The following is a 23,851-nucleotide window of genomic DNA, read 5'->3' on the forward strand; positions in this document are numbered from 1 at the left end:
AGCCTTGACGGCAGCACACCGGATCAAGCCTACTTCACCCCGCTGCCGCTCCGCACGGCAGCCTAACCCCGGCAGAGGCTCCACTTATCGACGCGGATATTCTGTTCAGACAACCGGGGCCAGCTCAGACACCATGCCGGGCGCCCATTTCTGGGCCAATCTCACCCGGCTCGACGATGGCGCGCTGCCGCCGCGCGGCACGATCGGGCAGGGCGGCATCGCCAACGGGCTCTACGGGATGAGCCTGCGCGCGCTCGACGGCGTCGATGCCGGCCTCTCCGGCGTGATGCTGCTGATCGACGGCCGCATCCTCGGCGGCGATGCGTTCTTCTATTATCTCGGCTCCTATTCTTCCGCGGACGGCCGCTGGAAGGGCGAGATGCTGAACCAGGAGCATACGCCGGCGAAGGGCGAGAATCCCGTGTTCGGCGGCTTCGAGGTCGGGATCGGCTTCTCGGGCTCCTGCACGGCCGACAGCGGCGAATTCGAGGGCATCGCGCTTGCCGGCAAGCGCAGCCTGCGGCTGGCGGCCTCGCTCAAGCTGATGCGAAGGGCGTAGGTCGAAATCGCGCTCTTACACGCCGGGGCGAATCCCAACGCGGCCGAGGCCGGGAAGCTTGAGCGCCGGGCGCCGGATGTCGAAGCCGAGCACGGCACCGAAGAAATTGATCTCCAGGCCTTCGACCCAGCCGATCGAGAAGCCGATATATCCGGCAAGCGAAGCATAGATGCCTGTGCCGGACGCGGTTACGCCGGCCCATCTGCCGGTGTACGGGAAGTCCTTGCCGATCGCGGTCGGCGGCAGGACGGCGCGAAGCTCGGGGACGGAATCGAGTGCGGCCTGCACGAAGGTGTTCGAATTGGGACCAGGCCAGACGCTGTAATCTCCATAGGATCGAAACTTGTAGGTTTCGATCACGTCCCGGATCTTGGGGATCAGCGCCTCCGCGCGCTCTCCATCGACAGCGACAATGGTTTCCGGCGCAGCGCCGAACCATCGACCGTCCGGAGCAAAACCATTGGTGCGGATCGGCTCGCCCCACGCCGTGTAATCATACCGGCTGTAAGTCGGCGCATTCTTCTCTTTGACGACGATCCAGGTGTGAACCGCGAAGATGCCGCGCCATCTCACCGTTCTCGCCCCGAACACCCGTATGACGGCTTCGGAATGGGCGGCCGCGGCGGGCAAAAGACCTGCGCTGGACCGATCGGCGGTTTGCCAATTCTGGCGGCCATCGCCCAGCCAGACATATCTCGCCGCTGACGCAGCAAGGGGTGCGAAGACGAGGAACAGAAAGATCAGCAAGGGCTTCTTCAAGGGAGCGTTACGGCGGGGCTTGTGGCCAACCATATAGTTCGCGTGAGTGCTGCCGCCATAGCTGCTCCCATTGGTTCCGAGCCAGATTGCCACCGGAGCCGAGGGCGCCTGAATCAAGTTGTTGTTCCGCAATCGCGGCAGGATTGGAGTTCGCGCATGGACATCAAGGAAGCAGAGGCCATGACAGAGGCCTCCGGGCTGACGGACCAGCAGGACCGCACGAAGCAGACCACAAGTCCGCGGTCGGGTTCCAGAGAGCGCAGAGGAGCGGTCGGGTCGCAGCTCAACTCGCCTTCGCTGGAGTCCGCTACCCAATGGGCCGATCAGTTGCGCGAGATGGCGGTGAGGGCGCCGTTACGGTCGTTGCTTGTGGCTTTTCTCGCCGGTGTCTGGATCGCTCGCCGGCGTTAGGAGCGGTGAGCTGGCGCGATCGGCCCCAGGGAAAGCTGCAGCGACCTGAGAGATCGCTGGTTAATGGAGGGAGAGATGAAGCTTCTGGCCATCGCGGCGACGATCCTGCTGGGCACCATTTCATTCGCCACGGCGCAAAGCTCAGGGGGCGCTTCAGGCGGTTCGTCATCTGGCAGCGGTGCGAGCGCGACTGGTTCGAGCGGTGGGTCCGGTTCGACGCTGTCGAATGGGGTGACCCTGAGCGGAACCGGCGGTTCGCAGGGCCCGAACGCGTCCAATGCAAAAGGTCAGGGAACGACGGGCAGACTGGGCGTGACGCCTTCTGGTCAGGACGGCGGTGGATCCCGACCCAGCTATAACACGCCAGCCGCCAACATTGCAGTTCAGCAGCTTGGAAACACCGAAACCGGCATTCTCAAGAAGTGAAGGCCGCTCATGCGGGCGCAAACACTAGACGCGGCGCGGGCACAAAAGCCCCTCTGGCAGCCTTGACCCCGCTCTATGGTGGCCGAGGTGATGGACGACGCGGGTCCGGTCAGCGAGGTCGCGGCCGAGCTGCGCGCGCTCGAGACCGCGATGGCCGACCCTGACAAGGCCGACCAGATGGACGAGATCATCGCCCGCTACGGCGAGGTGCAGCACCGTTTCGAGGAACTCGACGGCTATGCGCTCGACGGCAAGCGCAGCCTGCGGCTGGCGGCCTCGCTCAAGCTGATGCGGCGGGCGTAGGCTCACAAACTCGATTGGCCCGCGCGCACATGGGCCATGTCCGTTCAGCATTCAAGCCGACGATTATGAGGACTTGCGCCAGCCTCATCACGGTGCCGGACAGGCCGCCCCCGCCTTCACCCAGGCCTCGACCAGCGCGCCGGCCTGTTGTTGCGTGCCCGGTACGGGCGAGCGGCCGAAGCCGGGTTGCCAGGCCCAGCCGACCAGCGTGTCTTTGCCGATGTGGTCGATCAGCTCTTCCACCTTGCGCCCGCCATTGCGCTTGGGGTCCCTGATCTGCTCGCAGATCTCGCCGGCGGTCTTGCCCTCCCAGGCCATCTCGCGCGGGGCGAGATGCCATTCGGGATGCCCGGGCATGCGGCCGGGCTCGAAATTGGCCTTCTGGTGGCAGGTGTGGCAGCGCATCGGCTCGAGCCCGTGGCCGTCAGCGCCGCGCGTGACCGGCGGCTGATGCAGGCGGGGATTGTCGCCTTGCCGCGGGCTGTCGCCGGCCGGATGGCAGTTGGTGCAGCGCGGGTGCGTCAGAACCTTTCCGAGCTCGGTGAAGATCGCCGCCGAGCGTTTTTCGACATCGGTGATGTTGGCAAAGCTCTCGGGCGAGGCCAGGGCATGGCTCGCTGTCTCGGAGGCCGCGTAGCCCGCGCAAAGGCTGCTGGCGAGCGCCGCGATCACGGCCATCGTCTTGAAGCGCGCGTCAGAGAACATGGCTCGTGTCACTTGGTGGCGATGAGGTAGCGGTTTGAATCGGCGAGGATCACGTCGCGCACCGCCTCGTGATATTTGATGTAGCCGGTGCAGCGGCAGAGATGGCCATCAAGGGCGTCCGCGATCGTCTGCTCCAGAGCCTCGCGCGGCACCGGCGCGCGTGCGAGACGTTCGAGCAGGACCTGTCCTTCGTTGAGGAAGCCCGCCGTGCAGTAGCCGCACTGAAACGCGAAATGATCGACGAAGGCCTTTTGCAGCGCCGAGAGCTGGCCGTCCTTGGCGTGACCCTCGACGGTGCGGATCGACTTGCCGTCGAAGTTCACGGCCGGCGCGATGCAGGTCGGGCTGGTGTAGCTGGTGCCATCGGGCGCGTCGACGATGATGGCGCAGCTCAGGCATTGTGCGGCGCCGCAGCCGAACTTGGTCCCGGTCATGCCGAGCATCTCGCGCAGAAAATCGTTCATCGAGAGATCGTCGTGGACGTCCATCGGACCGTGCTTCTGGCCGTTGATGGTGAGGCTGAGGGTCGTCACGCGAGCACTCCCTTCAAAAGGCTTGAGCTGACCGGCAGCGAGCGGAAGCGATGGCCGGTGGCGTCGTGGATGGCGTTGATGAGCGCCGGCACAATCGGGATCATCACGACCTCCGCCATGCCCTTCGGTGCTTCGTCTGGCGTCTGCGGCTTTAGCATCTCGATCTCGAGATCGCGGAGCGGCAGGTCGGAGCCGCGTGCGACGAGATAGCGGCCGAGATTCCAATCGCCGCCGCCCGGCCCGCCCTCGAACGGCGGCAAATGTTCCAGAAGCGCGTAGCCGACGCCCATGGCGAAGCCGCCCTGGGCCTGGCCCATCACCACCTCGGGTACGAGTGCGGTGCCGCATTCGAACACACTGTAGGCCTTGGCGATACGCAAGGCGCCCGTCGCACGCTCGATCTCGACGCGGACGACCGTGCCGCACATGGAGGTGTAGGCGGTGCCGATCCGGTTGTTGTCGGTCGGCGGAAACTTCACGCTGGTGCGGTTGATCCGCTCGAACTTACCGTTGCCGCGGCGGATCGCAAGCGCGTCGATGTCGGCGCGGTATTGCTCGCCGAACAGCGGAAAGCGTGCTCGCGACCACGCCCAGCGCGAGAAGCTGTGCGCAACCGCACCGGTAACGAAGCCGCGCGCATGAGCTGTTGCGGCCAGTACCGGCAGCGCCAGCGGTTCGAGACCGGGCATGGTCAGCTGCCCATTCTGCCAGCTTGCGGCGTCCCGTTGGCGCGCGCGCGGATCAGTCCTTGCGATGCGCCACAGCTCAAGCGCTGCCGGCCACAGGCCGAAGCGGAAAATGACGCGAGCGGCTTCCGCGGAGGAATGCGTGCCGACATGCGCGCCGATCGAGGAGCTAGTCGGCGAGCTGATCGCGGGCACCCAGCGCGGATTTTTCTCCGCGGCATCCTGGGTTTTCTGGTCCATGGTGGAGGGATCGCCGGACGTGACCAGCCCGAGTACGTCATAGCTATCGACGCGGGCGACCGAGACCTCATCGGCGATGACGCCGAGATGGCTTGCGACCCGGTTGGCCAGCGCCGTCCCGATGCCGTTGCCCATCTCGACATGATCGCAATAGATTGCGATCTTGCCGTCGGGGGAAAGCTCCACGCGTCCGAGCGAACCGTCCGCGCCGGAGCCATAGTCTTTCGTCACGCAGGCAACGCCGGTGCCGACCAGCCGATCCGACGACGTCTGCTTGAATTGTGCCCGCTGCTGCCAGATCGGATGCTTCTCGAGCTTGTCGAGGATTTCGGGCGTGCGCACCGAGACGATGTAGGGATTGCCAGTCATGGTCCGACCGTTCTGGGGCAGCGCATTGCGCCGCCGGAATTCGATCGGATCGCGCTTGAGCTCGGACGCCGCCTCGTCGATCAGGACCTCCAGCGCCGTCATGGCTTGCAGGATGCCGTAGCCACGCATCGAGCCCGCGCTCACGCCGCGCGAGTGCACCGCGACGGTCCTGACGTCGACCTTCGGAATGTCGTAGATGCCGATCGCGCCGGTGCCCGCGACAACGGCGACGCTGGCCGAGAAATGGGCGAGCCCGCCGCCGTCGAGCACGTGATCGGCGGCGAACGCTTTGATCTTGCCGGTCGCGCGATCGATGCCGATGCGCGAGCGCATCTTGATCGAGTGGCGCTTGATGCCGCCCTGAAACTGCTGGTAGCGGTCATGCGCCAGCCGCACGGGCCTACCGGCAAAGCAGACCGCCGCGAGCGCAACATAGAGAATGAAAGGCGTGTGATCGCGGCCACCAAAACCGCCGCCAACATGGGCGAACTGCGCGTTGATGTGCGCCGGCTTGTAGGGCGCGCGGGCCTTGCCAAACAGATGCGCGATCGACTCCGCCGCCTCGTAGGGCGACTGGACGCCAAGCAGCAGTTCGAGATTGCCGCCCTTGCCGTCGTACCAGGCGAGCCCGCATTCCGGCTCCAGGAACATCGGGTCGACCGATTGCGTCTCGAACTCGCGGTCGAGCACCAGCAGCGAGGCGTCGTCTGCGGCGAGCTCGGCGCGGATCTGCTCGCCATGTTTCGCCGCCTTGGCGTAATCCGCCGGCATTTCCTTCGCGAGGGGTGACCACACCGGCAGCGCCGCGCTCTGCACCTTCTTGGGCGAGACCCAGCCCGCCTGGAGCGGGGAATAGACATCCGGCTTGTCAGGCGAAGGACCTGCCACGCGGGTGAAGCGGAAGGCCCCATAATCGGGCACGACGACGGGCCCGGTCTCCTCGCCGAATTGGACGAACGTGCCCTCCCGCAGCACGAGACGCGCCTGGTCGAAGGCGTCGAACTTTTCGAAGATCAAAAGCGCGACCGGCTGGCCGAGATAGAGCGGCGTCTTGCCGACCGGACAGAACAGGTCGCCCGCATAGAATTCCGGCACCTGCGTCCCGATCCGGTCGAGATCAGCGGCAGTCACCACCACCGACGGCTTGAGTGCGCCGCCAAGGCGCGCGAGATCCATGCCGGTATAGACGTGCGTGGCGTCGTTGGCGCGGACCAGGATAGCGTGCGAGGTGGCCTGCGGCCAGCCAGCGAGATCGTTGGCCCGGAAGTCGGAGGCGTAAAGCTTCGCGCCCGTGACCTTGGCGACGGCGTCGACACGGCCGGCGCCCTTTGTCGCGGGATTGAACTTGCCGCGTCCGGGCAGCGTCTCGTGGGCTGCGAAGGGAGCTGTCGTCGCCGAAGCAAGATGCGACAGACTGACCGAGATGCCTCCCGCCGACAACCACTTCACGAACTCGCGTCGCGAAGGCTCCATGATCAGATCCTTGTACAGAGTTTCGAGGACATCACGATGCCGACGGCATCGATGCCCGGTAGGTCCGCGCCAATGCTAGCTCGAATCCATCGTGATTCGTCATGCGACGATAAAGAGGGGCATGGCGTTTACAACCGGTGCATGCAACGCGATTTCCGGATGGAATTGTCCTTTCGCGCTTGCTCTAGGATCGAATCAAACTGAAGACGGATCGGTAACGGGAGCGAAACTCAAATGCAGCACGATCCGAACGACGTCTCTCCAGTCAGAGCGGATATGACAAAACTCTCGCGGCGCCAATTGCTCGATTACGGTCTCAAGGCGGGCGCGATGTCGCTGGTCGCAGGCAGCGCGAAGGCCCAGCATGCCGCGCACGACCATGCGAGGATGTCCCACACCGCGGACATGTCGCCGACGATGGGGATGGTTCCGGAAACCCCGGTTCCCGCCATGGATCAGCCGCTGCTCGAGCCCGAGGTGCGGCGGTCCGTCAATGGCCTGCTGAGCACGACCCTGCGTGTTGGCTACGCCTATCGCCAGATCGGCGGCGTCAGGCTCTATGTCAGGTCCTATGAAGGCGGCAGCCCCGGGCCGACGCTGCGCATGAAGCCCGGCGAGACCCTGCGCATCAAGATGATCAACGACCTGCCGCCGAACCGCGATGGAATGCCGGCCGACATCAGCCATCCGCACCAGTTCAACAACACCAATTTCCATTTCCACGGCGCGCATACCAGCCCGAGCGGGATTTCCGACAATGTCATGCGCTCTATGGCACCGGGCCGCAGCTACAACATCGAGATCACCCTGCCGGCCGACCACACTAGGGGCACCTACTGGTATCACCCGCATCACCACGGCAGCGCCGACATTCAGATCTCCTCCGGCATGGTCGGTGCCGTCGTCATCGAGGGCGATTTCGCCGACGTTCCCGAGATCGCGACAGCCCGCGAACGCCTCATGGTGCTCACCCAGGTGGTCTACGACGCCCACGGCATGGTCGAGAATTTCGAGACGCTGTTTCCCGAGACCGCGACGCGCTTTCTCGCTATCAACGGCCAGCGCCGGCCAATGATCGACATGCGACCCGGCGAGGTACAGCGGTGGCGCATCCTCAATGCCGCTTATCAGGACGACATGCTGCTCGACCTGGAAAAGCACGACCTGCATGCGATCGCCTATGACGGCATCCAGCTCGGCGCCATGCAGCCGCTCAAACAGGTCCTGATCGCGCCCGGCCAGCGCGCGGACATTCTGGTGAAGGCAGGCGGCCCCGGCACCTACGCCTTTAACGCCGCGCCCTACGACCAGGGCCATCCTTCGCCCGTCGGGCCGCTAGGGCGGGTCGTGGTGTCAGGTGCGCCGATCGACATGAAGCTGCCACGCGCCCTGCCGCCGGCGCCGCTTGCCACGATCAAGGATTCCGAAATCACCAACCGTCGCAAGGTGACTTTGTCGGCAACCGCGCCGGAGGCCGATGCCGCCGGCCATTGGCAGGAGTTCGAGTTCTTCGTCGACGGCAAGAAGTTCGATCCCGGCCGCATCGATCAGCGGGTCAAGCTGGGCGCGGTCGAAGAATGGACCATCGTCAATACGCATGAGCATGACGACCACGTCTTCCACATCCACACCAATCCGTTCCAGGTAGTCTCGGTCAACGGCAAGGCGCTGGCCGTGCCGGAATGGCGGGATTCCGTGATCGTGGAGCGCAAGGGCGGCCAGGTCGTGTTCCGCTCGCGCTTCATCGATTTCACCGGTGTCTACATGCTCCACTGCCACATGATGAACCATGAGGAGATGGGCATGATGCAGACGGTGGAGGTCTACAAGCCCTAAGTTGCGGGTCGAATTGCGCGAATTTGGCTACGGAACAGGGGTGACCCGTGCCGCGCCGGGCTTCCCCTCGGGGCCCGCATGGCCTATGACGCTGCAACGCAAAAATCCCCCTCAAATGACCCCATGATCCGCCTCGACAACGTCAGCAAGCAAGCCGGCCACCAGATCCTGTTCATTGAAGCCTCCGCCGCCCTCAACAAGGGCGAGAAGATCGGGCTCGTCGGCCCCAACGGCGCCGGCAAGAGCACGCTGTTCCGGATGATCGCCGGCCAGGACCTGCCCGACGAGGGCCAGGTCTCGATCGATCGCGGCATCACCATCGGCTATTTCAACCAGGACGTCGGCGAGATGTCTGGCCGCAGCGCGGTGGCCGAGGTGATGGACGGCGCGGGTCCGGTCAGCGAGGTCGCGGCCGAGCTGCGCGCGCTCGAGACCGCGATGGCCGACCCTGACAAGGCCGACCAGATGGACGAGATCATCGCCCGCTACGGCGAGGTGCAGCACCGCTTCGAGGAGCTCGACGGCTATGCGCTCGACGGCCGCGCGCGCGAGGCGCTGGCGGGCCTCGGCTTCAGCCAGGAGATGATGGACGGCGACGTCGGAAAACTCTCCGGCGGCTGGAAGATGCGCGTGGCGCTGGCGCGCATCCTCTTGATGCGTCCCGACGTCATGCTGCTCGACGAGCCGAGCAACCATCTCGACCTTGAAAGCTTGATCTGGCTGGAAAAATTCCTGCACGATTACGAAGGCGCGCTGCTGATGACCTCGCACGACCGCGAGTTCATCAACCGCGTGATCTCGAAGGTGATCGAGATCGATTCAGGCTCGCTCACCACCTACACCGGCAACTACGAGTTCTACGAGCAGCAGCGCGCGCTGAACGAGAAGCAGCAGCAGGCACAGTTTGAGCGCCAGCAGGCGATGCTCGCCAAGGAGATCAAGTTCATCGAGCGCTTCAAGGCGCGCGCCTCGCATGCGGCGCAGGTGCAGAGCCGGGTGAAGAAGCTCGACAAGATCGAGCGGGTCGAGCCGCCGCGGCGCCGCCAGAGCGTGGCGTTCGACTTCCCGCCGGCGCCGCGCTCGGGCGAGGACGTCGTCGCGCTCAAGAGCGTGCACAAGGGATACGGCAGCAAGCGGATCTATGACGGGCTGGATTTCATGATCCGCCGCAGGGAGCGCTGGTGCGTGATGGGCGTCAACGGCGCCGGCAAGTCGACGCTGCTCAAGCTGGTCGCGGGCGCGAGCGAGCCGGACCAGGGCACCGTGGCGCTCGGGGGCAGCGTCAAGATGGGCTATTTCGCCCAGCACGCGATGGACCTGCTCGACGGCGAGCGCACCGTGTTCCAGTCGCTGGAAGATGCGTTTCCGACCGCGGGGCAGGGATCCTTGCGCGCGCTTGCCGGCTGCTTCGGCTTCTCCGGCGACGACGTCGAGAAGCGCTGCCGGGTGCTGTCGGGAGGCGAGAAGGCGCGTCTCGTCATGGCCAAGATGCTGTTCGATCCGCCGAACTTCCTGGTGCTGGACGAGCCGACCAACCATCTCGACCTCGCCACCAAGGAGATGCTGATCAATGCGCTGTCGGATTTCGAGGGCACCATGCTGTTCGTCTCGCACGACCGGCATTTCCTCAGCGTCCTGTCGAACCGCGTGCTGGAGCTGACGCCGGAGGGCATTCACCAGTTCGGCGGCGGCTACACCGAATATGTCGCGCGCACCGGGCAGGAGGCGCCGGGGTTACGGAGCTAAAGCATGATCCGGAAAAATGCGCAGCGGTTTTCCGGAAAGATCATGCCAAGAGGATAACGTAGAGCGCGATGACGATTCTTCCTCATCTCATCGCGCTTTAGTCTTTGCTCTTGCCCGCGAGCTTGGCGACGGTCTCGATCTCGTTGGTCCAGACGCCGCCGGAATAGCCTTGCGGGAGCCGGGCGAACAATTCGGGCGTATCGATGCCGGTGGAGAATTCGCCGCCGCTGTAGGGGCCGAGCACGAAGACCGCGCTGTTGACATCGGTCATCCGATTGAGAAAGCGGTTGGGCCAGCCCCATAGCCAGGGGCCGACGTTGACTGGGACCAGCACCATCGCGTTGCGGCAGGCCGGCGGGACGAGGCCGGTCCAGCCATAGCCGATATAGCGGATCAGGCAGCTTCGGATCGCCGCGCGCGAAATGGTGCGCACATCAGGGGTGCGGCGACGGATCATCTCGATCGGCTCGTCACCGCCATAGACCATGATGGTCCGCCGTCGCTCGGCCGGCAACGCGTTCAGCACGACGGCGAGTCTCTCGCCTTCGCGCGCCTCACGGCTCTTCACATTGATAAGAAGTCCCTTCTCAGGAAAGCTGGCAAACACCTCCGACAGCGTGGGCATCATCCCGATCCCCTTGCCGCGAAACGGGAATGTCTTGCCGCCGTCAGCGGTGTAGCCGTAGCCGATGTCGAGCATTTTCAGCTTCGCCATGCTCTGCTCGCGCGTGACAGCCTGGCCGTCGGTGCGGCAGTCGAGCGTCCAGTCGTGGAATACGGCGAACTGGCCATCGGTCGTCGGGTGCACGTCGAGCTCGACCATGTCGGCGCCGGCCTCGAAGCTCGCGCGCATGGAGGGCAGGGTGTTCTCCAGATAATCGTGCGTCGGCGGCAACATCCGTGTGGCGGTGCAGGTGTCGCTCTTCACGTCGCGCTCATCGAAGCGTTGCGCCATGCCGCGATGGGCGAGCAGGACCGGCTTGCCGCTGGGATGCGGCGTCAGGAGATTGGTGTTGTTGACGTAGACGCCAGCCGCGACGGCAATCAGGGCCAGCGCGGCGAGTTTGAGTTTTCTTCCCACGCGATTTTTCCAATTTTGCGATCACCGTCAACCGAGTTTGAGGTCGATTTGCGGCGGTCGTCGCGCATGAGCGCGGTGCGCGTTGCATGGCTTGAATGGTCCCATGCCGGCCGCTACGTTTCCCTCAAAAAGAACGGAGCGAAACAGCAATGCGGCGGCTCAGGATCGGGGACATCACCATCGATGCGGTGATCGAGCGGGAGGGGCCGTGGCGCCGGCCGCAGGATTTCTTCCCGGCCTATGACGAGGGCGTGTTCAAGCGCCATCTGCCGACGATGGAGCCGGAGGTGTTCGACGCCGCGCGCGGCATGATGGTGATCACCTATCAGACCTTTGTGGTGCGCACGCCGCGATACACCATTCTGGTCGATACCTGCACCGGCGAGGACAAGGGTCATCCGCCGCCGTTCGATTTTCCCGGCAAGGAGCGCTGGCGCAACGAATTGTTCGGGCTCGGCATTTCCTTCGAGCAGATCGACTACGTGTTCTGCACGCATCTGCACATCGATCACACCGGCTGGAATACGATCTTGCGCGACGGCCGCTGGGTGCCGACGTTTCCGAACGCGAAGTACGTCTTCCACAAGGGGGAATACGCGGCCTGGGAGGCCGAGCATGCCAAGGGCAATAATCCGCCGGGCACGGTCTTCCGCGACAATTGCCTGCCGATCGTCGAGGCCGGGCAGGCGCTGCTCGTCGATGATGACTACGCGCTCGACGATACCGTGACGCTGACGCCGACGCCGGGGCATTCGCCCTGCCATTGCTGCGTCAACATCTTCTCCAAAGGCCAGCGCGCGGTGGTCGCGGGCGACCTCATGCATCACCAGATCCAGTGCCGCGAGCCGGATTGGTCGGCGCGGCCCGATTGGGATCCGAAGCAGTCGGCGCTGTCGCGGCGAAAGTTCTTCGCGTCGGTTGCCGATACCGACACGCTGATTCTGCCGGTCCATTTTCCGGCACCGACGGTCGGATGGATCAAGCCGCTGGGCGATGCGTTCGATTATCGGTTCAGGCGGGATTAAATCCCTCCGTCATGGCCGGGCTTGTCCCGGCCATCCCCGATTGTTCGCGCGGCACGAAGAACGTGGATGCCCGGGACAAGCCCGGGCATGACGAGTTCGTGGAGCGATTGTTCGCCAAAGAAGCAGCCAATTCCCTGCGCTTACGCGCCAGTCTCGCACTTCTTCATGAAGCTGTTCTTGGCGGCGCCGGCGAGCGGCTTGCCGTCGGCGCTGACGGCCTTGGGCGCGCAGGCATCGGCCTTGCATTTCTTCAGGAACGACGTTTTGGCGGCGCCGGCGAGCGGCTTGCCGTCCTTGCCGACCGCCTTGCTCTCGCAGGTTTCTTGCGCGAAGGCCGAGCCTGCCGCAAAGGTGGCAACGATCGCAGCCAGGAAAATCCGCTTCATCATGGGTGTCTCCGTCAGCCAAAAATGGCGTGGAGATTGGAGCCGGGAATCGTGGCGCAATCAAGCTGGATGACGGTCTGTCGTCCGGTCTATCAGGTGATTTCTGCCGCGCGCGTTCGGACGGCCCGCAGCCTGTTGCACTGCTCGCTGACCCCGGCGCGCAATCCTGCTAGGCTTGGTCAGCCGAGCTGGATGGAGCATCGTGATGGACGCCGTGATCCCGAAACACCCGGAGGCCGCCGATCGGCATTCTCACCTGGTTCGGCCTCAAGACATGGAATGGCAGAGAACCCGCTTTCCGGGGTGCGAGGCCAAGACGCTGCTGTTCGACCGGCGCACGGGCCTGATGACGGCCTTGATGCGGTTTGCGCCGGGATCGGTGCTGCCCGATCACGAGCATGTCGGCATCGAGCAGAGCTGGGTGATCGAGGGTGCGCTCGTCGACAAGGAGGGGCCCGCCCAGGGCATCGCCTGCAAGGCCGGCGAATTCATCTGGCGCGAGGCGGGCAGCCGGCATGCCGCGTGGTGTCCGGACGGCGCCTTGATCCTCGCGATCTTCCAGGTGCCGAACAAGTTCTTCGAAGCCGACGGCCGCGTCGTCGACGCCGCCGGTCAGGATTGGGACGAAATGTGGGGGCACACCGCGCAGCAGGCGCGGAGCGCCTGACGCAGCCTACGCGCCGCGCATCAGCAGCGCCTTGAAGTCGGCCCGGGCGGCTTGTGCCTCGGCGCGCGCGACGTCCGAGGCATCGCCCATGCCGAAATAGCCGTGGATCAGTCCGGGGCCTTCATGATGCTTGACCCGCACGCCGGCCGCTTCCAGCGCGCGCGCATAGGCCGCGCCCTCGTCGCGCAGGGGATCGAACCAGGCGGTGGTCACCACCGCAGGTGCGACACCGGCGAGAGATGTTGCGCGCAGCGGCGAGACACGCCAGTCGGAAGCATGGCCGGGATCGGCAAGATAATGGCCGCAAAACCATTCCATCGTGGCACGCGTCAGGAAGTAGCCCTCGGCATTCTCGGCGCGCGAGGGATAGCGCGCATTCTCGCGCGCATCGGCGTAGCCGCCGAGGACGTCGGTGACGGGATAGACCAGCAATTGCGCGGCGAGCTTGATGCCGGCATCGCGGCAGGCGATTGCGGTGGTCGCGGCGAGATTGCCGCCGGCGCTGTCGCCGGCAACGCCGAGGCGTTTTGCATCGCCGCCAAATTCCGCGACGCGGTTGAAGACGTCACTCACTGCGGCGAAGGCATCCTCGAACGCGCCGGGAAAGCGCGTTTCCGGCGGGCGCCGATAGTCGACGGAGACAACGACGGCGCCGGTCTCGATCGCAAGGTTGCGCGCCTGCCGGTCGTGGGTCTCGAGGTCGCCCGCGACCCAGCCGCCGCCGTGGAAGAACACCACCGTCGGCGCGGATGTGGTGCCGACCCGGTAGACCCGCGCCGGAAGCGGGCCGGCGCCGCCTTTGACCTTGATGTCCACGACGCTATCCACGGCCGGAGGCGGGATGGCGGCGCGCGAGGCAGCCAGTGCGCGCAAGGAATCGCGGGCGCTCTGTGGCGTCATGACCGTGGGATCGCGCATCGGCATGAGCGGAATGATCTCGGCGATGACGGGATCGAGTGGCGCGGCCATGGCGGCTCCTCCAGGGTTCTTGGTCTTGCTTGCGGGTAGCATAGATTTTGCGCGCCGCATCGGCAACCGGCCTCGTGTCGTCACGCCAGCGGATGAACGGGCAGGGAGGTTCTGCGAGATGGAATTCGAAACGCTGGTCCAGTCGCGCCGCAGCGTACGTGGCTTCACCGCACGCGCCAGGTCGACATCGCCAAGGAGCTGTTCGGCGCGATGGGGATCGCGCGTGACGACAAGCCGATGCGGCAGGACTGGGTGCTGCGCGGCTTCCGTCAGTTCGACGCGCCGGTCTCTCTGGTCCTGACCTATGACCGCGTGCTCGATCCCGGCGCGGTCTGCCATTTCGATCTCGGCGCGCTCTGCTACGGCAACGTGCTCGCGGCGTGGGATCGCGGCCTCGGTTCGGTGATCAACGGGCAGGGCATCATGCGCTCCGACATCGTGCGCGAGGTGGCGAAGATTCCGGAGGACGAGGTCATCATGACATGCGTCGCGATGGGCTATCCGGACGACGACTTTGCCGCAAACGCGGTGCGCTCGAACCGCGAATACAATCAGGAGTTTGTACGCTACGTGGGTTTTGCCGATTAGCAGCGAAGAGGAGATTATTCTCTCGCAGAAATTTTTGGTGCGGAGCCCCAAGCGGCCTCTTGCAATCTCGAAGGTGCGGGAGGAACAATACGTCCGGTGAGAGGTTTGTTGCTGGCGCGAGGGAATTGACATGCGGCGGCTGGCTAGCCTGGTTCGGCGTTTCTTCGGCCCGCGAGTGCGGCGCCCGATCGATGAAGATCCAAGTCTTCCTTTCACACCCGAAGAGTTCGGTCGGCTGATTCGCAGCGGCCGGCACGAGGATATGAAGCTGTTGGCCGATGGGCTGGCCTGCCGGTCCATCCCGCGCCGCGCCAGCTACCGCGCGACGCACTAGGCTACCGCGCGACGCACTTGGCGGCGTTCGAGAGCAGTCTGCCGTGCTCACCGCGTGAGCGCGACCTGCTTGAATGAGCGGACCAGCGCCTTCTCCAGCTTCCCGTTCATCCCGCACAGAATGTCGTAGGCGTCCGCGCGCGGCATGGTCGGCTTGTAATGCCGGTGCTCGATCAGCGCCGCGAAAATGTCCGAGATCGTCAGAATTCGCACGATGTCGCCAATGCTCTCGGCGCAGAGCGTGTCGGGATAACCGCTCCCGTCGAGGTACTCGTGATGATGGCGAACGGCATCGAGTATCTCCGGCGAGATCCCGTCATGCCCCTTCAGAAACTCGTAACCGGCGGCCGGATGCGTTTCGATCAGCGCGCGTTCGGCGGCATCAAGGCGGCCCGGCTTGTCGAGGATGGCGAGTGGAATCTGCGCCTTGCCGATGTCGTGGAACATGGCAGCCGAGTAGAGACGTTCTAGGTCGGCCCTGCCGACGCCGAGGCTCAGTCCGAAGTCGATGGCCACGCCGGTCACGAGCAGGCAATGCTGATAGGTTCCTTCGTGATGGCGCCGCACCGTCATGAGCCACTCCGTCAGGCCATGCTGGGTGATACGATCGGCAATCTGGCGACCGGCTTGCTTGGTGCCCTCGACGTCGAGCGGTTGGCCGAGGGTCATGGCCGTGAACATCGATGCGATCGCGGTCGCGGCGGTCTCGACGGCGTTGTCCGGTTGCGACGTGTTGCCTGACGATGCGGATACCCCGCCGGCCGGATCGGCCAGCGCCGCCAGCAGCCTGGTCCGGCTGATCGTGCCGGAAAGGACCAGCGTCGCCCCGAGCGCGTAGGCTTGCGAGATGCAGACGTGGGAGGCGTGATCGAGCAGGAAGATGCGCTTCCTGGCCTTCGCCAGCTTGCTGGCCCGCTTCTTGATCGCGGCGATGTTGTCGACATCGCGCAGCTCCGCGCGGATGACGATTGCGGCTGGCGTCTGCGACAGCCTGGAGTCGGCATCGAGTCGCTCGCCGGCAATGGTGAATTTCTCGTCGAGGATCGAGCAGATGCCCGAGAGTTTGTCGGACGTGTCGGCCAGCACATGCAGGAAGGGGCGATCGGTTCGTGTCTGACGGATGCCGCCGTCACTATCGATCGGGCCGGATCTTGTTGGCGCGTGCTGCACGATCTGACCTACACTTTGCGACCGTCTGAATGTCAGACGCCAGGTGGAATGTTCGAATCTATTTGCCTTGAACCGCGGTCTGCGCAGGCGCTGGTGCGCCTGCAGGCTTCTTCTTGCCGTCAGTCGTAATGAAGTGGATTCCAGCCGTGGTGCCGTCGATCCAGACCAGTTCGCAGCGCCGGTAGGCGAGGCCGGTCGACGACAGCACCATGAAGAACTCCTTGGCCTGGAGCACGTCGAGCGTGCCCTCGACCTCGACCTTGGCGCCGCTTTGCGACACGTCCAGCAATACGCAACGGCGTCGCCAGGTGCCGTCCGAACCCATGAGATTGACCGGCTGCCTATGGTCCATTTTCACGCGAGAGGCTTTGCGACCGTCGAATTTCATCGGCTAATCCCCATCTCTGCGCCGCGATGTTCCCGACTGCCCTCCTTGGCGCTTGCGGCAATTTCCCCCCAACGCACCGTCCACTGGCTGGTCGACAGAAGCAGTGTCTCGAACATGTGCTGCGCGCGTTCGCGATCGGCGACGGAAAGCCTTCTGCCGTAGCGATTGCCCAAGATGGCCAACGTGGTCTGCCAGTTCAGCCGCGAGGCGCGGCAGGCCATCACGAGACCCTCGCAATCGTCGTCGGTCATGAGATGCTCGACGATTTCGATGGGAGCCCCCGAAAGCACCGATAGGGCCGTGACGAGGTTGGCGGTCTCGCCCCGGATGGCGAAGCGGTTCACCGTGGAATCGTTGAGCTTGCCGATGCGGTTGAGCGCGACGATCTCCGGCCGCGCGCCGGCATAGGCGGCCGCGCAGGGCAGCTTGGGGACGATTGGCGCGGCCGCTACGGCTTGAAGCGAGACGGTCGCCTTCGGCCCTGCGCCGGATTTTGGAGCCGGTGAGGGCGACAGCAACTTCCGCATGACCGTGTCGGGCGTGTCCGGCCTGACGGCCAGCGCCTTCGTGAGCTCATCATCCGCCAGGCACTTCCCGACCAGCGCGGCGTAGGCGGCGTCAGGGAATCGCGCCTCTGTATTGGCGATCAGCGCAGCACAAACGCTGCGGGAGCCGGCTTCGATCAGCGTCTCGATCACCGGCGGATCGATCGGCGCGCGGGCGGCGATCGCGCGTTGCTGCCGTTCGCCGCTTGAGGCCGCGATCGATTTGAGATCGGCTGTGGACAGTGACTGCGATCTCAGCAAGACGGGGCACGCCACCTCCGGATCGTGGTGTGAGGCGAGACGCCGCACGGTTTTCGGCGGAGCCACCGCGAGTTCCGCGAGTGCTGTGCTGAGCTCGATCAACGCATTGGCCTCGACCCGCTCCGTCAGCCGCAGCAGAACGCCGTCGACCACGTTGGCGAGCAATTCCTGAGGCCGGTCGCGGCTGCTGGTGAGCAGCTGCATGATGCCGGAAAGAATGCGGGCGCAGCGATCCAGTGGACACGTTGCGACCGCGTCCTCCAACTCGACCAGAACATCAGCAGGCGAATTTGCCGTCATGGCAGGGGCCCGAAATTTGAAATAACTTTGACGATTAAACGACCCTATTTCGCCTCAAAGTTGTTAATATTGAATTTTAGGTATCGAAACTTGGGTATTTAAGTACCATCTAAGGCGCGGGAAACGCTATCGAAATTCGGCGAGACCGGACGTGCCCGCTTGTTCTTCCAACGAGCTCCGCACCAATTGCTCGGGACACGTTAAGATTGATCCTTTTCGGGGAGGATCGAAAACCGAAGGGGGAACGAACCGGAGCCGCGGCCTGACGCAGTCCGCGCGACGTTGCGTTTCCCGTTGTCATGAACAGCATTGACGATGTACCGAGATTGGCAATCCAAACATTTCGCTTCTCAGACGTCGACGAATTTCGAAGTGCCATACGCGGGCTGAATTTCGAATTCACGCCTTTCGTACGGAGGATTTCGGCTGAGCAGACAATCCTGTCGTTGCCCGGCTGCGACGTGAATTTGACCCAGACGTTTCCGCGAATGGTCGATGCGCAGCTGGTCGAGAATTGCACGGCGATCGGCTTCACGATGGACGACCTCGACGTACCCGTTCGCTTCAATGGCTCGCAGCGCGCCCGACCGGTCGTGGTCATTGGCAGCGGCGGCGCTGCCTACACCACCATTGAGGAGGTGCAGCGACAAATCGCCTCGGTGGTTTTCAGGCCGGAGGTGCGGGACCGCGGCTGGCCGGCCACGCTCTCGAGCTTCAAGATTTTTGAAGTCTCGGCGGCCGGCTTGCACCGGCTGCGCACCGTGGTTCGTGAGGTGCTGGCCGAGGCGTCCGACCCGGCCGAGGCACCGGAGCTCTCATTGAAGGGCGCGGCGATGAAGGAGTCCCTGCTCGGAGCCGTCGACGAGGCCTTCGAAAGCGTCGTCTCGGCCCGCTGGACCCTCAGCCCCAACGACGAGCGGAAATTCAGGATGTTCCAGGGTATCCGCGCACTGCTGACCGAGGATTTATCGCAGCCGATCTACAGCGATGAGATCGCGCGCAAGCTCGGGCTGTCGGTTCGCACCATGCACGACGTCGTCCGCCGCTATCGAGGCATGAGCCTGCACCGCTATTTGCGCCTGCGTCGGCTGTGGCTGGTGCGGCGGCAGCTTCTCGCCGGCGCCGATAGCGTCAAGGCGATCGCGCTGGCGTTTGGCTTCTGGCATCTCAGCGATTTCTCCAGAAGCTACCGCGTCCAGTTCGGCGAGTCGCCGTCGCAAACGCTGGGCCGCGGTCGCGGACGATAGTCCGACAAATCGAGTACGGACGGGCGCCGGTTTCGTGCTACCGTCCGGCCATGAGCAATCGCATTCTCGTCCTCTACGGTTCCTACCGTTCCGACCGCATGGGCATCCGCCTTGCGAATTTCGTCATCAATGGTCTGCGTAGCCGCGGCGACGACGTCGAGTTCATCGACGCCAAGGCGGTCGGCCTGCCGATGCTCGACCGCATGTACAAGGAATATCCCAAGGGCGCGGCACCCGAGGCGCTGGAAAAGCTGGCCGGACAGATCCGCGGCGCCGACGGTTTCGTGTTCGTCACCGGCGAATACAATTGGGGCATCCAGCCCGGCCTGAAGAATCTCACCGACCATTTCCTCGAAGAGTGGTTCTGGCGCCCGGCCGCGATCGCGAGCTATTCGGCCGGCCGCCTGTCCGGCGCGCGCGCCGCAACCGCCTGGCACGGCACGCTTTCGGAGATGGGCATGGTGGTGGTGTCGAGCACCATCGGCGTCGGCCCGATCGCGCAGACGTTGTCGGCCGAGGGCGAGCCGATCGGCGAGGGCGGCAAGGCGCTGGAGCGCTCGTTCCCGCGCTTTGCCGATGATCTGACGTGGTGGATCGAGGCGGCGAAAGCACAGCGGGCGCGCAAGCCGCCGCCTTATTGACGTCGTTCGCCGCGAAGACGGAGCTGCTCCTACGCCGCCCTGACCTCGCCGAGGAAGCGGTTGAACTGTCCGGCGAGATCGCGCGACTGGGTCGAGAGCTGCTCGGCGGCGACCAGCACGTCCCGCGCGGCGGCGCCGGTGTCGTCGGCGGCACGCTGCACGCCGGAGATGTTGGTGTTGACCTCCTGGGTGCCGCGGGCGGCTTCCTGGACGCTGCGGGCGATCTCCTTGGTGGCCGAGCCCTGTTCCTCGATCGCCGCGGCAATCGCGGTGCCGATCTGGTCGATCTCGCCGATGACGTCGGCAACGTTGCGGATCGCGGCCACGGTCTCGTCGCTCGCGGTCTGGATCGCCGCGATCTGCTCGGAGATTTCGGTCGTCGCCTTGGCGGTCTGGCCCGCCAGCGATTTCACTTCGGAGGCAACCACGGCAAAGCCGCGGCCGGCATCGCCGGCGCGGGCGGCCTCGATCGTGGCGTTGAGAGCGAGAAGATTGGTCTGCTCGGCGATGCTCTGGATCAGCGTGACGACGTCGCCGATCTTCTGCGCACCCTCGGCCAGCGTGCGTGCGGTGTCGCCGGTGCGGCGGGCGTTGTCGACGGCGCGGGCCGCGATCTCGGTGCTTTGTGCGACCTGGCGGCCGATCTCGGAGATCGAGGAGGTCAGCTCTTCGGTGGCGCTGGCGACCGTCTGCACGTTGGTCGAGGTCTGCTCGGAGGCGGCGGCGACGACCGCGGCCTGGCTGTTGGTCTGGGCCGCCGTCGATGTCATCGACTGCGCGGTGCTTTCCATGGTCGCGGAGGCCCGGGACAGGCCGCCGACGAGCTCGGTAACCTTGGCCTCGAAGGCGCGGGTGAGCTCGTCGAGTGCCTGGGCGCGGCGCATCTTGCCGTCGTTCTCGGCCTGCTTCTCGGCCGCGAGCCGGTCGGCCCGGATCATGTTGTCCTTGAAGACCTGAACGGCCGCAGCCATCGCCCCGATCTCGTCGGAGCGCTCGGCGCCGGGAATGCTGTCTGCGACCTCGCCCTCGGCAAGGCGCGACATCCGCGTCGTCAGGTTGACGATCGGAGCGCAGACGCGGCGGCGGACCATCACGATGAGGCCGACGCTCGCGACCAACACGGCGACAAGGCCTGCAAGCGCGACGGTGAAGCTGGTGCGCGCGGCGGAGGAGGCGCCGGCGAGGATCTGCTCGGCATTGTCATAGAACGCGTCGCGGACCTCGATGATGGTGCCGAGGCCACGCTGCGTAGCGGCGTAATAGGTCTCCATGTCGTGTTCGTACTTGCCGCTGACCGCACCGTCCTTGACCAGCTTGAGCTCGCGGCCGAACTCCTCGACATAGATCGCATTGAATTTCTCGAGCGCGGCGGCGACGTTCGCCGGCGTCGCCGGATTGCCGCGCAGTTCCTGTAACGCCATCACGAGCTGGTCGTTGCGGCCCTGCGATCGGGCGATGTCGGCCTTCTCGGCGTCGGTCGCCGGCTTCTTGCCGCCGACGAGATTCTTGTGCAGGCTGGAGTTGAAGCCGCCGACGTCGCGCAGCGTCATCGCGATGTTGGCGTAGCTGGCCTGGCGGTAGGCGTCGCCGTTGAGGATCGCCATGCGGCGGACCTGTTCGTTGAGCAGCGCGGTCACGCCGCTGTTGAGCACGGCGTTGTCGGCGACGATCTTCTTGGCCGCGTCCTTGCGCGCCTCGGCCGGTCCGGTGAGCGCCTTGTCGATGGCCTCGCGCAGCGCGGTGAATTTCGCATTGATGCCGTCGATATTGCTGCCGATGGCAGCGCCGTCGTCGAACGAGCCGGGCAGCTCCTTGCGCAGTCCGTTCATCTTGTCGCGGGCGCCGTCGGTCTGCTTGCGCAGCTTGCCCTGCTCGGCGAGCAGCGCCGGGTCGATGCTGGCGGGCCCATAAAGGATGTTGGTGGAAAAGCCGCGCTCGGGATTGAGGTAGCGCGGGATGTCGCTGACGGCGCGCACGATCGCCAGCCGGCCTTGCGCCTCGGTGATGCGCTCCATCGTCTGGTACTTGGTCACCGCGACGTAGACGGCGAGGCCGCCGCCCACGGTCGAGAGCGAAACAATGGCGGTCGTCAGGAGCGTACCGATTTTCATGATCTGTCCGGCAAATAACGGCGAATTATTTTGCCCGGACGATAGTTTGCCGGCGTTAATCTCGGGTTTACGCTCTTTGCCGCTGCCCCCAGGGGCGTCGATCGGAGGCTAGGCCTGCCGATCCAGCTTCGACAGGATCTCCAGCGTCGCGACGTCGCGCTCGCCTGCGAAATAGCGGGCGAGCGCCGCGCCGAAAATGGGCTCATTGGACACCGCGCCGAACAGCGTCATCGACGAGCGGAATTTGGCGTCGTCCGGCGCGCCAAGGATCGCGTTGATGCTCCGTCCCTGGACGGCGAGCACGAGCCCGGTGCATTCGATCAGGCGCGCCCCGAGCACGGGATGGGCGAGATAGGCCTTCGCCTCGGCGCGGGAGCCGATGGCGTAGCGCTGCGACATGGCGCTGAAGCCGAGACCGGTGATTTGCGGGAAGACGAACCACATCCAGTGAGTCTGCTTCCGGCCCCGGGCCAGCTCCCCCTCGACGGCGCGAAAAACCGGGTCCTGGGCCCTGACGAAGCGCTCGAGATCGAAAGGATCGGTCATTGGATACCCCGGGGATGCCTTGTCAGGCCCTTGCCGGCCGCGATTATGCCTAACTTTTGGCTCCCAATGTGGTAGCTGGTATAGAGTCTCCGGGCGGGGGTTGGGCCCCCCGGGGGATCGACTTGGGGATCTGATGGTTTCCGACCGCGCACGCGCCGAGAGGCTGTTGCCGCGCCGCCGTATTGGGCGGGCGGAGCGCGTTTTGCTGTCTCTGGCTGCCGTCGCGCTGGCGCTGGGCACCGCCGCCTGGGTCGCGGACATCGGGGTTTCGAGCTTGAGCCAGTCCAGCGCGCTGGTTTCCGCCGCCTTGCCGCCGGCCAATACCCCTTCTTTTGAGGACCGCTTCGCTTCGGCGTCCGGCAATGCGCCGGCCCGGGATTTCGGCCTGCGGACGCTGGAGCGTTCCGCCGTGGGTGCGGTCCAGCTCAAGCTCCTCGACGCCAAGGCGATGCTGGCGCAGAAGCTCCAGGGCAGCGATTGGCGTTCGACCCTGACCGACGACGACCGGTTCATGACCGAGGAGACCAGGTCCTCGCAGCGCGCCGACGCCATCCCGATGCCCCGCTCGCGCCCGGTTCAGGCTGACCTCTCCGCCCAGATCGCCTCCAGCCAGGCCTATGCCGACACCACCAATCCCAGGGTCGACAACCGCAACTTCTTCGAGAAATTCACCGACAAGATCAGGCTGGCGTCGCTGACGCCCAGCGACGGCCTGTTCAGCAAGGCACCGGATCTCGCCGCCCTCGGCTACGATTCGCGGACCGCAGTCTATGACATCAAGGCCAAGGCGCTTTATCTGCCGAGCGGCGTCGTACTGGAAGCCCATTCCGGCATGGGCGCGCTGATGGACGACCCCGATCATGTCGATCAGCGCATGGTCGGCGCGACCCCGCCCGCGATCTACGATCTGAAGCCGCGCGAGAAGCTGTTCCACGGCATCCGCGCGCTGCGCTTGACGCCGACCGAGGGCACCAGCGCGCTCGGCCGCGTCGGCCTTCTCACCCATAGCTACCTGCTGGGGCCGCGTGGCGATTCCAACGGCTGCGTCTCGATCAAGGACTATGATCGTTTCCTCAAAGCTTACGACAATGGCGAGTTCAACCGCCTGGTCGTGGTGCCGAGCCTGAGCGGGGCGACGACCGCCTCGCGGCGCGCGAGCACCGACTCCTGATATTCTTGCCCGCTACGGCAGGGCTGCCGTTTCCCCTTCGTTAAGCCGTCATCGTCCAGAAGCAGCCCATGAGTGATCCATCAAGTTCCGAGACCCCGCTGCGTACGACGTTCAAGATCAAGCTGAACGGCGATACGCTGGCGATCGCGACTGTCGGCCAGGCCTATCAATTCCTCACCAACTTCAAGTCGGTCGAGTGGATGGAATTCCGCTCCCTGCACGAGGACGCCGTCGCGGCCCTGGAAGGCGCTGCCGGTAATGCGATGCTGGCGGTGCAGGCGACCAACGCCGTGCGCGCGCTGTTCGTCAGCGCGAAGTTGCTCTGAGCGCCTACGGGCCTTATCCGCACAGCTTGAACTGCGCTGCAGGAACGGGC

General features: G+C 64.9%; 22 protein-coding genes and 3 pseudogenes. 13 read left to right on the forward strand and 12 right to left on the reverse strand.

Features of this window, described 5'->3' with window-relative positions:
• Positions 1-121: 121 nt before the first annotated feature.
• Positions 122-559 (forward strand): annotated as a pseudogene (locus AC066S_RS35840) (GrlR family regulatory protein); the annotation flags it as partial.
• 15 nt (positions 560-574) lie between these two features.
• Here the strand turns inward: AC066S_RS35840 and AC066S_RS35845 are convergent.
• Positions 575-1,306 (reverse strand): DUF3750 domain-containing protein, encoded by a 732-nt coding sequence (locus tag AC066S_RS35845; protein ID WP_478271810.1) that lies wholly within the window; start codon positions 1,304-1,306, stop codon positions 575-577.
• 168 nt (positions 1,307-1,474) lie between these two features.
• On the opposite strand from AC066S_RS35845, the gene AC066S_RS35850 reads away from it, so the two are divergent.
• The 3 genes and pseudogenes from AC066S_RS35850 to AC066S_RS35860 form a co-directional block, all read left to right on the forward strand.
• On the forward strand, positions 1,475-1,729 hold the full coding sequence (locus tag AC066S_RS35850; RefSeq protein WP_478271811.1) for a hypothetical protein: 255 nt from the start codon (positions 1,475-1,477) through the stop codon (positions 1,727-1,729).
• A gap of 75 nt (positions 1,730-1,804) precedes the next feature.
• Positions 1,805-2,155: a hypothetical protein gene (locus AC066S_RS35855; RefSeq protein WP_478271812.1), complete on the forward strand. Its 351-nt coding sequence runs from the start codon at positions 1,805-1,807 to the stop codon at positions 2,153-2,155.
• 69 nt (positions 2,156-2,224) lie between these two features.
• Positions 2,225-2,410: pseudogene (locus AC066S_RS35860) on the forward strand (ABC transporter ATP-binding protein); the annotation flags it as partial.
• A gap of 135 nt (positions 2,411-2,545) precedes the next feature.
• Here the strand turns inward: AC066S_RS35860 and AC066S_RS35865 are convergent.
• From AC066S_RS35865 to AC066S_RS35875, 3 genes are read right to left on the reverse strand one after another with little or no spacing between them, the layout of a single operon-like run.
• Entirely contained in the window at positions 2,546-3,163 is a 618-nt protein-coding gene (locus AC066S_RS35865; protein ID WP_478271813.1) for an Isoquinoline 1-oxidoreductase subunit, read from the reverse strand.
• Between the two features lie 8 nt (positions 3,164-3,171).
• Positions 3,172-3,696, reverse strand: coding sequence for a (2Fe-2S)-binding protein (locus AC066S_RS35870; RefSeq protein WP_478271814.1), 525 nt, complete (start codon positions 3,694-3,696; stop codon positions 3,172-3,174).
• Positions 3,693-6,464, reverse strand: coding sequence for a xanthine dehydrogenase family protein molybdopterin-binding subunit (locus tag AC066S_RS35875; RefSeq protein ID WP_478271815.1), 2,772 nt, complete (start codon positions 6,462-6,464; stop codon positions 3,693-3,695). The genes AC066S_RS35870 and AC066S_RS35875 overlap by 4 nt, the downstream gene beginning before the upstream one ends.
• 276 nt (positions 6,465-6,740) lie before the next feature.
• Here AC066S_RS35875 and AC066S_RS35880 point away from each other — a divergent pair, with 276 nt between their 5' ends.
• Positions 6,741-8,300, forward strand: coding sequence for a multicopper oxidase family protein (locus AC066S_RS35880; RefSeq protein WP_205680495.1), 1,560 nt, complete (start codon positions 6,741-6,743; stop codon positions 8,298-8,300).
• A 123-nt stretch (positions 8,301-8,423) separates the two neighbouring features.
• Entirely contained in the window at positions 8,424-10,046 is a 1,623-nt protein-coding gene (locus tag AC066S_RS35885) for an ABC-F family ATP-binding cassette domain-containing protein (protein WP_126258377.1), read from the forward strand.
• A gap of 97 nt (positions 10,047-10,143) precedes the next feature.
• Here AC066S_RS35885 and AC066S_RS35890 read toward each other — a convergent pair whose 3' ends face one another.
• Positions 10,144-11,127, reverse strand: a complete 984-nt coding sequence (locus tag AC066S_RS35890; protein WP_478271816.1) for a glycerophosphodiester phosphodiesterase family protein — start codon at positions 11,125-11,127, stop codon at positions 10,144-10,146.
• Between the two features lie 149 nt (positions 11,128-11,276).
• On the opposite strand from AC066S_RS35890, the gene AC066S_RS35895 reads away from it, so the two are divergent.
• Entirely contained in the window at positions 11,277-12,152 is an 876-nt protein-coding gene (locus tag AC066S_RS35895; protein ID WP_478271817.1) for an MBL fold metallo-hydrolase, read from the forward strand.
• Positions 12,153-12,292: 140 nt separating this feature from the next.
• Here the strand turns inward: AC066S_RS35895 and AC066S_RS35900 are convergent, their stop codons facing one another.
• Positions 12,293-12,541: a hypothetical protein gene (locus AC066S_RS35900; RefSeq protein ID WP_049820148.1), complete on the reverse strand. Its 249-nt coding sequence runs from the start codon at positions 12,539-12,541 to the stop codon at positions 12,293-12,295.
• Positions 12,542-12,743: 202 nt separating this feature from the next.
• On the opposite strand from AC066S_RS35900, the gene AC066S_RS35905 reads away from it, so the two are divergent.
• On the forward strand, positions 12,744-13,205 hold the full coding sequence (locus AC066S_RS35905) for a cupin domain-containing protein (RefSeq protein ID WP_126258374.1): 462 nt from the start codon (positions 12,744-12,746) through the stop codon (positions 13,203-13,205).
• Positions 13,206-13,211: 6 nt separating this feature from the next.
• Here AC066S_RS35905 and AC066S_RS35910 read toward each other — a convergent pair whose 3' ends face one another.
• Positions 13,212-14,174 (reverse strand): alpha/beta hydrolase, encoded by a 963-nt coding sequence (locus AC066S_RS35910; RefSeq protein WP_478271818.1) that lies wholly within the window; start codon positions 14,172-14,174, stop codon positions 13,212-13,214.
• Positions 14,175-14,336: 162 nt separating this feature from the next.
• On the opposite strand from AC066S_RS35910, the pseudogene AC066S_RS35915 reads away from it, so the two are divergent.
• Positions 14,337-14,762: pseudogene (locus AC066S_RS35915) on the forward strand (nitroreductase family protein); the annotation flags it as partial.
• Positions 14,763-15,143: 381 nt separating this feature from the next.
• Here AC066S_RS35915 and AC066S_RS35920 read toward each other — a convergent pair.
• The 3 genes from AC066S_RS35920 to AC066S_RS35930 are packed head-to-tail and all read right to left on the reverse strand — an operon-like array spanning position 15,144 to position 17,759.
• Positions 15,144-16,265, reverse strand: coding sequence for an HD-GYP domain-containing protein (locus AC066S_RS35920; protein WP_126258371.1), 1,122 nt, complete (start codon positions 16,263-16,265; stop codon positions 15,144-15,146).
• A 58-nt stretch (positions 16,266-16,323) separates the two neighbouring features.
• Positions 16,324-16,653 carry a PilZ domain-containing protein gene (locus AC066S_RS35925; protein WP_126258370.1) on the reverse strand — a complete coding sequence of 110 codons (330 nt, stop codon included), beginning with the start codon at positions 16,651-16,653 and terminating at the stop codon, positions 16,324-16,326.
• Entirely contained in the window at positions 16,650-17,759 is a 1,110-nt protein-coding gene (locus AC066S_RS35930; protein WP_478271819.1) for a DUF2336 domain-containing protein, read from the reverse strand. The genes AC066S_RS35925 and AC066S_RS35930 overlap by 4 nt, the downstream gene beginning before the upstream one ends.
• 299 nt (positions 17,760-18,058) lie before the next feature.
• Between AC066S_RS35930 and AC066S_RS35935 the strand changes: the two genes are divergently transcribed.
• Entirely contained in the window at positions 18,059-19,006 is a 948-nt protein-coding gene (locus AC066S_RS35935) for an AraC family transcriptional regulator (protein WP_126258368.1), read from the forward strand.
• 50 nt (positions 19,007-19,056) lie between these two features.
• Positions 19,057-19,647: an NADPH-dependent FMN reductase gene (locus tag AC066S_RS35940; RefSeq protein ID WP_478271820.1), complete on the forward strand. Its 591-nt coding sequence runs from the start codon at positions 19,057-19,059 to the stop codon at positions 19,645-19,647.
• A 29-nt stretch (positions 19,648-19,676) separates the two neighbouring features.
• Here AC066S_RS35940 and AC066S_RS35945 read toward each other — a convergent pair whose 3' ends face one another.
• Both AC066S_RS35945 and AC066S_RS35950 read right to left on the reverse strand, forming a co-directional pair.
• Positions 19,677-21,758, reverse strand: coding sequence for a methyl-accepting chemotaxis protein (locus AC066S_RS35945; RefSeq protein WP_135169530.1), 2,082 nt, complete (start codon positions 21,756-21,758; stop codon positions 19,677-19,679).
• A gap of 108 nt (positions 21,759-21,866) precedes the next feature.
• Positions 21,867-22,304, reverse strand: a complete 438-nt coding sequence (locus tag AC066S_RS35950; RefSeq protein ID WP_478271821.1) for a DUF1810 domain-containing protein — start codon at positions 22,302-22,304, stop codon at positions 21,867-21,869.
• A 202-nt stretch (positions 22,305-22,506) separates the two neighbouring features.
• Here AC066S_RS35950 and AC066S_RS35955 point away from each other — a divergent pair, with 202 nt between their 5' ends.
• Together AC066S_RS35955 and AC066S_RS35960 are read left to right on the forward strand one after the other, a co-directional pair.
• Positions 22,507-23,475, forward strand: coding sequence for a DUF2778 domain-containing protein (locus AC066S_RS35955; RefSeq protein WP_478271822.1), 969 nt, complete (start codon positions 22,507-22,509; stop codon positions 23,473-23,475).
• Between the two features lie 68 nt (positions 23,476-23,543).
• Positions 23,544-23,801: a hypothetical protein gene (locus AC066S_RS35960; RefSeq protein WP_024338019.1), complete on the forward strand. Its 258-nt coding sequence runs from the start codon at positions 23,544-23,546 to the stop codon at positions 23,799-23,801.
• The last annotated feature ends 50 nt before the right edge of the window (positions 23,802-23,851 follow it).

Source organism: Bradyrhizobium sp. CFUWI, from assembly GCF_056429085.1.